Source organism: Cellulomonas sp. P22, assembly GCF_044392165.1.
On record NZ_JBISBW010000008.1, the window covers coordinates 125,566 to 137,820 of the forward strand.

The 12,255-nt window shown below is 73.5% G+C and carries 9 protein-coding genes; 4 read left to right on the forward strand and 5 right to left on the reverse strand.

Annotation, left to right across the window (positions count from 1 at the left end; all coding sequences use genetic code 11):
* Nucleotides 1–301 precede the first annotated feature (301 nt).
* Both ACGIF2_RS11505 and ACGIF2_RS11510 read right to left on the reverse strand, forming a co-directional pair.
* Nucleotides 302–1,282 carry an alpha/beta hydrolase gene (locus ACGIF2_RS11505; RefSeq protein ID WP_396046695.1) on the reverse strand — a complete coding sequence of 327 codons (981 nt, stop codon included), beginning with the start codon at nt 1,280–1,282 and terminating at the stop codon, nt 302–304.
* Nucleotides 1,283–1,488: 206 nt separating this feature from the next.
* Nucleotides 1,489–2,250, reverse strand: a complete 762-nt coding sequence (locus tag ACGIF2_RS11510) for an LppM family (lipo)protein (RefSeq protein WP_396046697.1) — start codon at nt 2,248–2,250, stop codon at nt 1,489–1,491.
* A 151-nt stretch (nt 2,251–2,401) separates the two neighbouring features.
* Between ACGIF2_RS11510 and clpB the strand changes: the two genes are divergently transcribed.
* The 4 genes from clpB (at nt 2,402) to ACGIF2_RS11530 (ending at nt 9,472) form a co-directional block, all read left to right on the forward strand.
* On the forward strand, nt 2,402–5,017 hold the full coding sequence (clpB, locus tag ACGIF2_RS11515) for an ATP-dependent chaperone ClpB (RefSeq protein ID WP_396046699.1): 2,616 nt from the start codon (nt 2,402–2,404) through the stop codon (nt 5,015–5,017).
* A 99-nt stretch (nt 5,018–5,116) separates the two neighbouring features.
* On the forward strand, nt 5,117–6,163 hold the full coding sequence (locus ACGIF2_RS11520; protein ID WP_396046701.1) for a Gfo/Idh/MocA family protein: 1,047 nt from the start codon (nt 5,117–5,119) through the stop codon (nt 6,161–6,163).
* Nucleotides 6,164–6,277: 114 nt separating this feature from the next.
* Entirely contained in the window at nt 6,278–6,877 is a 600-nt protein-coding gene (locus ACGIF2_RS11525; RefSeq protein ID WP_396046703.1) for a TetR/AcrR family transcriptional regulator, read from the forward strand.
* Between the two features lie 105 nt (nt 6,878–6,982).
* Complete coding sequence (locus ACGIF2_RS11530; RefSeq protein ID WP_396046705.1) at nt 6,983–9,472, forward strand: beta-glucosidase; 2,490 nt, start codon at nt 6,983–6,985, stop codon at nt 9,470–9,472.
* 39 nt (nt 9,473–9,511) lie between these two features.
* On the opposite strand, the gene ACGIF2_RS11535 is transcribed toward ACGIF2_RS11530, so the two are convergent.
* From ACGIF2_RS11535 to ACGIF2_RS11545, 3 genes are all read right to left on the reverse strand, one after another.
* The gene (locus tag ACGIF2_RS11535; protein ID WP_396046706.1) at nt 9,512–10,099 is read right to left on the reverse strand and encodes a DUF4190 domain-containing protein; all 588 of its coding nucleotides are present in this window, start codon (nt 10,097–10,099) and stop codon (nt 9,512–9,514) included.
* A gap of 80 nt (nt 10,100–10,179) precedes the next feature.
* On the reverse strand, nt 10,180–11,283 hold the full coding sequence (locus tag ACGIF2_RS11540; protein WP_396046708.1) for a DUF4190 domain-containing protein: 1,104 nt from the start codon (nt 11,281–11,283) through the stop codon (nt 10,180–10,182).
* Between the two features lie 90 nt (nt 11,284–11,373).
* On the reverse strand, nt 11,374–12,171 hold the full coding sequence (locus ACGIF2_RS11545; protein WP_396046710.1) for an exodeoxyribonuclease III: 798 nt from the start codon (nt 12,169–12,171) through the stop codon (nt 11,374–11,376).
* Nucleotides 12,172–12,255: the final 84 nt, after the last annotated feature.

Here is a 12,255-nt window from a genome sequence, read left to right on the forward strand (position 1 = left end):
CCACCCTCGTCGACTGCGGGTGATGCCTACCGGTTGGTCCGGTTCGGCGATGGACCCCACCCTGGGGGAAAAAGTCCGAAGAATGCAAACGTGCGCGCGCTTTCAATCATGCGCAGCAGCGATGTCGCGGGTCATTCTGGAACGAATGTCCGACTATGCAACCGATGTTCTGCGGTTGCATGAGAAGATTCTCATTGACGGACATCTGTCCAAGACGGCCGTCCTGGACAATGGTCCACGGAATGTGATTGGCGCCGTGTGACGTGCAGGTTTCCGTGACGTGACCGGAAGAGGGGCGCGTTCAGTCGGCCAGGTGCGCGTCGAGCCAGGCCATGACCTCAGCGAGGTAGCGCTCGCGGGCGGCCGGGGGTGACAGGGCCAGGTCGTGCGCACCGCCGGGGATCTCGACGAACGTCACGTCGGGCCCCAGCAGCGTCGCCCGGGCGGCGATCTGGGCGACGTCGAGCACGCTGTCGGTGGTCACCAGCGCGTCGTGCCAGCGGTAGGCGGGGCCCGAGGCGTCCGAGGCGAGCACCAGCACCGGGCAGTCGATCTCGAGCCCGCGCGCGACCCGTGCGTGGCCCCGGCGCACCGTGCGCAGCCAGCCCGCCCGCACCGAGAACCCCGCGTGCGGCTTCCACGTCAGGTCGTAGTCCCACTCGCCGCCCGTGCCGACGTGCAGCGCGGGGCCGTAGAAGCCCCCGAGCCGGCCCACCACGAGGCGCGGTGCGAACCGTCCCACCACGTCGATCAACGGTGTCACGACGGCCCGCACGAACCACGGGCCGCGCAGGTCGAGCCACGGGCTGTTGAGCACCACGGCGTCCACGACCCCTGCACCCCGTCGCGCGTCGGCCCACAGCGCCGCGACGAGGCCCCCCAGGGAGTGGCCCAGCAGCACGATCTCGTCGTGGTCGGCGAGCAGGATCCGCGCGGCCGCGTCGAGCTCCTCGGCGTACACCGACAGGTCGGTCACGTAGTTGGGCTCCTGCCACGGCCGCAGCGAGCGGCCGTAGCCGCGCAGGTCGAGCGCGTAGAAGTCCTCGCCGTGCGCGGCGAACGCGTCACCGACGTGGCGCTGGAAGAAGTAGTCCACGAACCCGTGCACGTAGAGCAGCGCGCGGCGCGGTGCGGGTCGCCCGACGTCGGGGGTCCGGTGCACGAGCGTCGCGACGGCCTCGCCCTGCGCGTCGGGGCGCAACGGGATCGTGCGGGCCGTCCAGCCCGCACCGAGGATGTCGGGGGCGTCCCGAAGGTCGGGGGTCAGCGCGTCGTCGAGCATCTCGCGATCGTCGCACGGCCCGCCGTTGCCGACCACCAGCACGGGGCGGACGCTGGGAGCGGAAGGCGGACGCCAGCGCGCGGGGGGGCGCCCGGCGCAGGGGCCGTCGAGGTGAGGGGTCGGGGCGTGGACACGACGGCAGACCCGTCGAGGGTGAGCGGTGGCCGCGGACGCGGTGGTGGCGTCGGACGTGCGCCGCCCCGAGGTCAGTCGGGCGCGGTGACGTCCTGGGTGACGTCCTGCAGGTCCGCATCGGGCGACGCCGTCGGGGGAGTGGTGCGCGACGCCTCCGCGACCGCCCGGCGCCGTCGCTCGGCCAGGGTCGCCAGCAGGGTGGCCAGCCCGGCGACGCCCGCACCGAGCCACACCCAGCCAGGTGTCGAGCGCATCGTCGGGGCGCCGGGGGTCGCCGATCCGCGGGCCTCGAGCGTGAGGCGGTCGCCGTACACCGCGTGCCACGTCACGGTGCGGCCGGACAGGTCGCCGTTGTGCTCGCGCACGCCCCCGGGGAACGTCACGGCCACCCGCACGTCCAGGTCGTCGAGGTCCACGTCGTCCGCCCCCTCGCCGGCGGCGGCCCCGGCGGACTCCTGCGAGACGTCGATCGACCCCGCGACCACGAACTCGTCGCCCACGCGCGTGATCTGCACCGAGGCGCCGTCGCCGCCGAACGTGTCGAGCGCGCCGTTCTCGATCGTGACCTGCCGGCCCACGAAGCCGTCCTCGACGAAGGGCTCGCTGGTCGTGCCCGGAGCGTCCGCGGCAAGGGCGGGCAGCTCGAGCGAGTCGACCAGGTCCTCGGCAGAGAGGCCCGAGCGCTCGGCGAACGCCTCGGAGACGGCGAACGTCAGCGTGCCCGAGAGCGTGTCGTCGGGGTGCAGGGTCGCCGCGAGGTCGACCCGCACGCACCCGGCGAGGCCGAGCGTCACGAGGGCCACGAGCGCGACGGCAGCGGTGCGTCGGGGCATGGCCCACACCCTGGCACCGCCAGGACCCGGGCGGAAGGGGCATCCCCGGCCCGAGCGCGCCCATCAGTGTTGAGTCGACTAGGCTCAACTTCAGTCGAGGGGCTGCGGGCACGCCGCAGCGACAGCACCCACCCGTGGCACCGGAGGAACGATGGACGCCAAGTTCACCACCAAGGCTCAGGAGGCCCTCGGCGACGCCATCCAGCAGGCGTCGGCCGCCGGCAACCCGCAGCTCGAACCCGCGCACCTGCTCAACGCGCTGCTCACCCAGGAGGGCGGGGTCGCCAACGCGCTGCTCGACGCCGTGGGCGTCGACCGTACGGCGCTCGGCCGATCGGTCCGCGCGACGCTCGTGGGGCTGCCCGCCGCGACCGGGTCGGCCGTCGCGCAGCCCTCCGCGTCGCGCGCCACGGCCGCCGCGCTCCAGGCGGCCCAGGACGAGGCGCGCGCCCTCGGTGACGAGTACGTCTCGACCGAGCACCTGCTCATCGGCGTGGCAGCGGGCCAGAGCAGCGTGGCCGACGCCCTGCGCCAGCAGGGCGCCTCGCGCGAAGGGCTGGTCGCGGCGCTGCCGACCGTGCGCGGCAGCGGGCGGGTCACGAGCCCGAACCCCGAGGGCACCTACAAGGCCCTCGAGCAGTACGGCAACGACCTCACGGCCGCGGCGCGCGACGGCAAGCTCGACCCCGTGATCGGGCGCGACTCCGAGATCCGGCGCGTGGTGCAGGTGCTCTCCCGCCGCACCAAGAACAACCCCGTGCTGATCGGTGAGCCCGGTGTCGGCAAGACGGCGGTCGTCGAAGGGCTCGCCCAGCGCATCGTCGCGGGGGACGTGCCCGAGTCGCTGCGCAACAAGCGGCTCGTGGCCCTCGACCTCGGGGCGATGGTCGCGGGGGCCAAGTACCGCGGCGAGTTCGAGGAACGGCTCAAGGCCGTGCTCGAGGAGATCAAGGGCTCCGACGGCGAGGTCGTCACGTTCATCGACGAGCTGCACACGGTGGTGGGCGCCGGGGCGGCCGAGGGCTCGATGGACGCGGGCAACATGCTCAAGCCGATGCTCGCGCGAGGCGAGCTGCGCATGGTCGGCGCGACCACGCTCGACGAGTACCGCGAGAGCATCGAGAAGGACCCGGCCCTCGAGCGCCGCTTCCAGCAGGTGTTCGTGGGGGAGCCGAGCGTCGAGGACACGATCGCGATCCTGCGCGGGCTCAAGGAGCGCTACGAGGCGCACCACAAGGTGACGATCTCCGACGCCGCGCTGGTCGCGGCCGCGGCGCTGTCGAACCGGTACATCCCCGGGCGTCAGCTGCCCGACAAGGCCATCGACCTGGTCGACGAGGCCGCGAGCCGGCTGCGCATGGAGCTCGACTCCTCACCGATCGAGATCGACGTGCTGCGTCGGGCCGTCGACCGGCTGACCATGGAGGAGCTCACGCTCGCGAACGCGGACGACGACGCCTCGCGCGAACGGCTCGAGAAGATCCGCGCCGACCTCGCCGACCGCCGCGAGGAGCTCGCGAGCCTCACCGCGCGGTGGGAGAAGGAGAAGGCCGGCCACAACCTCGTCGGCGACCTCAAGGCCCGCCTCGACGAGCTGCGCAGCGCGGCCGAGCGTGCCGAGCGTGAGGGTGACCTCGCGGCCGCCGGGCGCCTGCTCTACGGCGAGATCCCCGCCGTGCAGAAGGAGATCGAGGAGGCCGAGCGCCACGAGCAGGAGGTCAGCGACGAGGACGGCGACGGGCCCGCGCACGCGCCGATGATCGCGGAGAAGGTGGGCCCCGACGAGGTCGCCGAGGTCGTCTCGGCGTGGACCGGCATCCCCGCGGGCCGGCTGCTCGAGGGCGAGAGCGCCAAGCTCCTGCGCATGGAGGACGTGCTGGGCGACCGGATCATCGGGCAGAGGCAGGCCGTCGAGGCCGTGTCCGACGCGGTGCGCCGGGCCCGCGCGGGCGTCTCGGACCCCGACCGACCCACCGGGTCGTTCCTGTTCCTGGGGCCCACGGGCGTCGGCAAGACCGAGCTCGCCAAGGCGCTCGCGGACTTCCTGTTCGACGACGAGCGCGCCATGGTCCGCATCGACATGTCGGAGTACTCCGAGAAGCACTCGGTGGCCCGGCTCGTCGGGGCGCCCCCCGGGTACGTGGGCTACGAGGAGGGCGGCCAGCTCACCGAGGCGGTGCGGCGCCGGCCCTACTCGGTGGTGCTGCTCGACGAGGTCGAGAAGGCCAACCCGGAGATCTTCGACATCCTGCTGCAGGTGCTCGACGACGGTCGCCTGACCGACGGGCAGGGTCGCACCGTCGACTTCCGCAACGTCATCCTCATCCTCACCTCGAACCTGGGCTCGCAGTTCCTCGCGGACCAGACGCTCGACGACGAGGCCAAGCGCGAGGCCGTGATGACCGCGGTGCGCAGCGCGTTCAAGCCCGAGTTCCTCAACCGGCTCGACGACGTGGTGATGTTCCACGCGCTGAGCCTCGAGGACATCGGGCACATCGTGGACCTGCAGGTCGCGAACCTCGGCGCACGGCTCGCGGACCGGCGTCTGACGCTCGACGTGACGGACGCCGCGAAGGAGTGGCTCGCGATCGAGGGGTACGACCCGGCGTACGGCGCTCGTCCGCTGCGCCGGCTCGTGCAGAAGGAGATCGGCGACCAGCTCGCGCGGATGCTGCTCTCGGGCCGGGTGCACGACGGCGACACCGTCGTGGTGGACCGTCCCTCGGGCGACGACCGGGGGCTTGCTCTCACCACCCGGACCGCCTGACCCGGGCGGGTGCGGGCGCGGGTGCCGCCGGTCTGGCCGGCGGTGCTCGGGCGCCGATGCTCGGGCGGAGCGCCGGTGCGTCTGCCAGAGTGGTCGGCCATGACGACCACAGTGCTGCCCACGCCCCGCGACGCCGACCCGCTCCTGGCACCGAAGCTGCGCTGGGGGATCGTGGCACCGGGCTGGATCGCGGGGCGGTTCACCACGACGGTGCACGCGCACACCGGGCAGCGGGTCGTCGCGGTCGGGTCGCGGTCGGTCGAGCGCGGCGAGGCGTTCGCGCGCGAGCACGGGGTCGACCGTGTGCACCCGAGCTACGAGCAGCTCGTCGAGGACCCGGACGTCGACGTCGTCTACGTGGCGAGCCCGCACAGCCACCACCGCGAGCAGGCCCTGCTGGCGATCGCCGCGGGCAAGCACGTGCTCGTCGAGAAGGCGTTCACGCGCAACGCCGCCGAGGCGCGCGAGGTGGTCGCCGCGGCACGGGCCGCGGGCGTCCTGCTCATGGAGGCCATGTGGAGCCGCTACCTGCCGCACGCCGACGTGGTGCGCCGGCTGCTCGAGGACGGCGCGGTGGGTGACGTGCGGCTCGTGACCGGCGACTACGGGGTGCGCACCGACCCGCCCGCGGGGCACCGGCTGCTCGACCCGGCGCTCGCGGGCGGCGTGCTGCTCGACCTGGGCATCTACCCGCTGTCGTTCGCGTCGTTCGTGGCCCGGCACGCGGGGCTGGGTGCGCCGACCGCTGTGCACGCGGCGGGTCTGCTCGCCCCGACCGGGGTCGACGCGCAGGCCACGGTGCTGCTGGACCATTCGGGTGGTGCGCAGGCGCAGGTCTTCACGTCGATGTTGACCGAGACGTCCCGCACGGGCTCGGTCGCGGGCTCGGCGGGGCGCATCGAGCTCGGCCCTGACTTCTATGCGCCGGCGAGCGTCACGCTCGTGGCGGACGGCCGCCGGCTCGTGTGGGACGAAGATCCGCTGCGCGGCCACGACGGCCTCTGCTACCAGGCGGCCGCGCTCGCCCGCTACGTCGGCGAGGGGCGCACCGAGTCGCCGTGGCAGCCGCTCGACGAGACCGTCGCTGTGCTCGAGACGGCCGACGAGGTGCGTCGCCAGCTGGGAGTCGTGCTCCCGGGGGAGTGAAGACGTTTTCACGGGCCCGTGGTCACCCATCCGGGTGACCAATGCGTACAAAGGTGACGCAACGTGGGCGTACTCTCGTTCGTGCCACGGCGGGGGGCCACGGACGGGGGCGCGATGACGAGCCAGATCGAGCGTGGGTACGCCAAGGGGCGTGCGCGCCGTCAGCAGATCCTCGACGAGGCGATGACGCTGTTCGGTGACGTCGGGTACCGCGCGGCCTCGCTCCGGGAGATCGCGGCGCGTGTCGGCATCTCGCACCCCGGCCTGCTGCACCACTTCACCAGCAAGGAGTCCTTGCTGCTCGCGGTGCTCGAGAGGCGCGACGAGACGGACTCCGCGCGCTTCGACATGCAGGAGACCACGGGCACCGAGGTGCTGCGCCACATGCTCGAGCTGGCCGACTACAACGCGACCCGGCCGGGCATCGTCGAGCTCTCGTGCGTGCTCGCGGCAGAGGCGACGTCGCCCGACCACCCCGCGCACGAGTTCTTCATCGACCGGTACGAGCGCGCGGTGCGGATGTGCATCGACGCCTTCGAGCAGGCCCGCAGCAAGGGCGAGCTGAACCCGGGCGTGGACCCCGAGCACGCGGCACGCAGCTTCATCGCGCTCATGGACGGCCTGCAGGTCCAGTGGCTGCTCGACCGCAAGGGCGTGGACATGGCCGCGACCCTCCGTGAGCACCTCGCGAAGCAGCTGAGCGTCGAGCTCTGAGAACGCTCCCACCTGCGGTGGTGGGCCCCCGCTCGTCCCGGGTGGGTCGAACCGGGGCGTGGTAAGCATGAGACGGCACGACTCCCCGGACGAACGAGGTCGACGATGACCAGCACCACCCCGAGCGACGCCGACCTCGACGTGCTGGTCGGGCGGCTCACGCTCGCCCAGAAGGTCCGGCTGCTGACCGGGGCCGACTTCTGGTCGATGCACGCCGAGCCCGCGGTCGGGCTGCGCACCGTGGTGCTCTCCGACGGTCCGTCGGGGGTCCGTGGCGCCGTGTGGGACGAGCGCGACCCGTCGCTCAACCTGCCGAGCGCGACGGCGCTCGGGGCCACCTGGGACCCGCAGCTCGCGTACCGCTACGGCGCGGCCATGGCGCACGAGGCCCGACGCAAGGGCGTCGACGTGGTGCTCGGCCCCACCATCAACCTGCACCGCAGCCCGCTGGGCGGCCGGCACTTCGAGGCGTACTCCGAGGACCCGCTGCTCACGGCCGAGATCGCCGACGCGCTGGTGCACGGCCTCCAGGAGAACGGCGTCGCGGCCTGCCCCAAGCACTACGTCGCGAACGACTTCGAGACCGAGCGCTTCACCGCTTCGGTCGAGGTCTCCGACCGGGCCCTGCACGAGCTCTACCTGCAGCCCTTCGAGCGCACGGTGACCGATGCGGGCGCGTGGTCGATCATGAGCGCCTACAACGCGGTCGACGGCGTCACCATGAGCGAGAACCACCTGCTGCGCTCGCCGCTCAAGGACGACTGGGGCTTCGACGGCGTCGTCATCTCCGACTGGACCGCCGTGCGCTCGCTCGACGCGGCCCGCGCCGCCCAGGACCTCGTGATGCCCGGGCCCGAGGGCCCCTGGGGCGCGGCGCTCGTGGCCGCGGTCGAGGCCGGCGAGGTGCCGCTCGAGGCTGTCGACGAGAAGGTGCGACGGCTGCTGCTGCTTGCCGCGCGGGTCGGTGCGCTCGAACCGGTCGACGGGTCCGCGCCCACCGAGGTCGTCGCGCCGCACGCGGAGATCGACCCTGACGCCGTGCTCCTCGCCCGCGAGGTCGAGGTGCGCGGGTCGGTGCTCGTCCGCAACGACGGCGCGCTGCCCCTGCTGGGTCCGGACACCACCCCGCCCCGACGGGTCGCGGTGCTCGGCCAGAGCGCCCAGCGCCCGCGTACCCAGGGCGGCGGCTCGGCGACTGTCGTCCCGACCCGCACGGTCTCGCCGGTCGAGGGCCTGCGGGCCGCGATGCCCGACGCGACAGTGGTGCACGCGCTCGGCGCGCTCGTGCACGAGGGCGTGCTGCCCTTCGACCTCGACACCGTGCGCGACCCCGAGACGGGTGAGCCCGGGGTGCGCGCCCGGTTCCTGACCGGCGCGGGCAAGCCCGTGCTCGACGAGCACCGCTTCGCGACCGACCTCATGTGGCTCGGCAACGCCCCGACCCGCGGCTCGGACGTCTTCGAGGTCGTCACGGACTTCACGCCCACCACCACGGGCCCGATCGAGCTCGGCTTCGCAGTGATCGGGCGCACGGTGCTCTCGGTCGACGACGAGGTCGTGCTCGACGAGACCCTCGAGGTCGACCTCGCCGACCTCGGGGCCGCGCTCATGGCGCCGCCCGCCGCGACGGCCCGCGTCGACGTCGAGGCGGGACGCACCTACCGGCTGCGCTGGTACCACCCCCTCGTCGGGATCCCGTCCATGCCGGACGGCTCGGACATGCCCGGGGTGCTCGGGTTCACGGGCGGCTGGCGCCCCGTGGTCGACTTCCCGGCCGACCTGATCGAGGAGGCCGTGGCGCTCGCGCGCGACGCCGACGTGGCGGTGGTCGTGGTGGGCACCAACGAGAAGGTCGAGTCCGAGGGCTTCGACCGCAGCGACCTGCGCCTGCCCGGCCTGCAGGACGACCTGGTGCGGGCGGTCGCGGCCGTCAACCCGCGCACCGTCGTGGTGGTGAACTCGGGGTCGCCGGTGCTCATGCCGTGGCGCGACGACGTGGGTGCGGTGCTGCTCACCTGGTTCGGCGGTCAGGAGTACGGCAACGCGGTGGCCGAGGTGCTCACGGGAGACCAGGAGCCCGGCGGCCGGCTGCCCACCACCTGGCCCGCGACCGAGCAGGACGTCCCGGTGCTCGACGTGACGCCGCGCGACGGGGTGCTGCGCTACGACGAGGGGATCCACATCGGGTACCGCGCCTGGCTGCGGTCCGGTGCCACCCCGGCGTACCCGTTCGGCCACGGCCTCGGGTACACGACGTGGTCCTACGACGCCGTGCACGTCGACCGTGCCGGCGCCGGCGTGCTGGCCCGCGTCGGCCTGACCAACACCGGCCTGCGGCGCGGTCGCGAGGTCGTCCAGGTCTACCTCGAGCGGGACGACTCGGCGGTCGAGCGGCCCGCGCGCTGGCTGGCGGGCTGGGCCGTGGTGACCGCGGACCCCGGCGAGCACGTGATCGCCGAGGTGCTCGTGGGTGCGCGTTCCTTCCAGCACTGGGACGAGCCGAGCGCGAGCTGGGCCGCCGAGCCGGGCGAGTACCGGCTCGTCGTGTCCCGTGACGCGGCGTCGACCGAGCTCAGCGCGAGCGTCGTGCGCTGAGCCGCCCGCGGGTGGGGAGCCGACGGCTCGGGGGAGCCGTCAGGGGATGACCACGCTGCCGTCGAGGAACGAGCCGGTCAGCCCGCCGCCCTCGACGGTCGCGAGGCACAGCCCGGTGCGGTCCCCCCGCTCCCAGGACGTCTCGGTGGGGGCCCAGGTGAGCGCCCGCACACCCGCGGCCTCCTCGAGCGCACTCAGCTGGCAGGCCTCGGCGACGCGCGCGTCCGCGTGGGCCTGGCCCGGCCACACCGCGTCGGCGTCGAAGCGGTACTGGGTGAGGACCTGCGCGGCGTGCGGGTCGGCGCACGGCACGACCGACACCACGTCGACGTCACCCGAGGCGGGCAGCGGATCGAGGCAGCTGCCCGTCACGAGCTGCAGGGCGTGGGCCTGACGAGGCGCGGTCACGTCACCGGGCAGCGGTCGGGTCGCCTCGGCCACCTGGACCGCCACGACGCCACCCGCGACCAGGCCGAGGGTGCCGAGCCCGCCCAGCACGAGCCCCGCGACGGCGAGCCCGCGTCCGCGAGTGCCCCGCCGGCGGGTGCGACGCAGCGCGACGAGCCCGAGTGCGAGCGCGACCGGGCCGAGCAGCAGCAGCCCGGTGATCAGGGCGGCGACCGCCAAGGGCTCGGTCGCCGGGCGTGGGGTCGTCCACCCGGGCGCGTAGTAGGGCTCGGGTGGCGTCGACCACTCGGACGGGGCGGTCAGGTCTGCGTCCCGCCCGCGAGAGCGAGCGTCCCGCTCACGACGGAACCGGTCATGCCCGTGCCGTCGTCCAAGAGCACGCAGTAGCCGTTGGTCTCGCCCGCGGCCCACTGCGCCGGGTGCGGGGAGTAGACGTCGACCCAGTTGTCGTCGCCGAGCGCGGCCGAGCCCATCGCGTCGATCTGCGCCCAGCAGACGTCGAAGGCGGCGTCGTAGGCCGGGTCCGCCGTGCCGTCACTCGTGGGGGCCTCCCCGAACTCGACGAGTCCCGTGACCTCCGCGTAGTGCAGGCTCGCGCAGTCGACCACCACGGCGTCGCTCATGTCGTACTCGCTCGGCCAGTCCTCGAGGCACTGCCCCGGGGCGAAGGTCGAGGGCAGCACGTAGAACGGGAGCGCTGTGCTCTCCGAGCCCGTCTCATCGCCGTCGTCGCCGAACGGCCACTCCTGCCCGTCCTCCGACGTCGCGGTCGTCCAGCTCGCTTCGTCGTCGAGCGCCATGGTGCCCGCGATCATCAGGGCGACGAACACCGCCATCAGGAGCGTCATCGCGGCGCCCACGGCGATGCCCGCGATCGCGAGCCCGCGGCCCCGGTCACCGGTCCGCCGGATCCGCACGAGTGCCCCGATGCCGAGCCCGATGCCGATCGGCCCCGTGACGCCGATCCCGAGCAGGCCCACGCAGCTCGTGACGAGCGAGGCGATCGCGAGTCCGCTCGTGGGGCGCGCAGGCTCACCCCACGAGGGCTGCGGCGGGTAGCCGCCATACCCCTGCGGGTACGGCGAGGGGTAGCCGGGCGGGGGGTACTGCGCGCCACCGTAGGGCGAGGGCGGCGGGCTCGCGGGTGCGCCGTAGGGCGAAGAAGCCGGGCTCGGTGCGCCGTACGGCGAGGGGGTTGGGCTCGCGGGGGCACCGTAGGGCGACCCACCGGTGGGAGCCCCGTACACGGGTGCCGGCGCGACGGGGGGCGCGACCGGCGGCGCGACGGGTGGCGCGACGGGGTAGGCGAACGCTCCCGGGTCCGGCGCTGAACCCCCTGCAGGTGCGGCGAAGGGGTTCGGGTGCCCCTGGTCGTCGGGCGACCAGGTCGGAGGCGTGCTCATGCGCAGGAACCTAGCGGAGCGGGTCGCCACCGCGGGGCCCGAACAGGTGCTGTCGCCCGCTCGCCACGTCGCGACCCACCTGGGGGTGGGTCAGTCCGCGAGGTCGAGGACCACCGGGACGTGGTCGGACGGCGCCTTGCCCTTGCGCTCGTTGCGCTCGACCGTCACGTCCGTGACCCGGGCGGCGAGGGCCGGCGAGGCGTAGGTGAAGTCGATGCGCATGCCCTCGTTCCGCGGGAAGCGCAGCTGCTGGTAGTCCCAGTAGGTGAACGTGCGACCGGGCAGGTGCACGCGCGAGACCTCGGAGTAGCCGGACTCGGCGAAGGCCGTGAACGCGGCACGCTCGGCGGGCGTCACGTGGGTGCGCCCCGCGAAGACCTCGATGTCCCACACGTCCTCGTCGAGCGGCGCGATGTTCCAGTCGCCCACGAGCGCGATCTGCGCGTCGGGGTCACCCGTGCCGGGGGCGATCCACGACGCGGCCTGCGTGCGCAGCGCCTCGAGCCACTCGAGCTTGTACGTGTAGTGCGGGTCGTCGATCTCCCGGCCGTTCGGGACGTACAAGCTCCACACCTTGACGCCCCCGCACGTGGCGCCGAGCGCGCGCGCCTCGCTGACCGGCTCGACGCCGAACCCCGGCTGGCCCGCGAACGACGTCTCGACGTCCTCGATGCCGACGCGCGAGATGATCGCGACGCCGTTCCACTGGCTGAACCCGAGCGTCGCGACCTCGTAGCCGGCCGCCTCGAAGACCTCGCGCGGGAACTGCTCGTCCTTGCACTTGGTCTCCTGGAGCGCGAGCACGTCGGTGCCGGTGCGCTCGAGGAAGGCCACGGCACGGTCGGCACGGGCGCGGATCGAGTTGATGTTCCAGGTCGCGAGGCGCATGGCGGTCAGGTTAGCCGCCGTGGCTGACGGGCCGGGCCGCGGGCGCCGCCGGGCGGTGACACGCGAACCGCCGGGGTTCGTGGG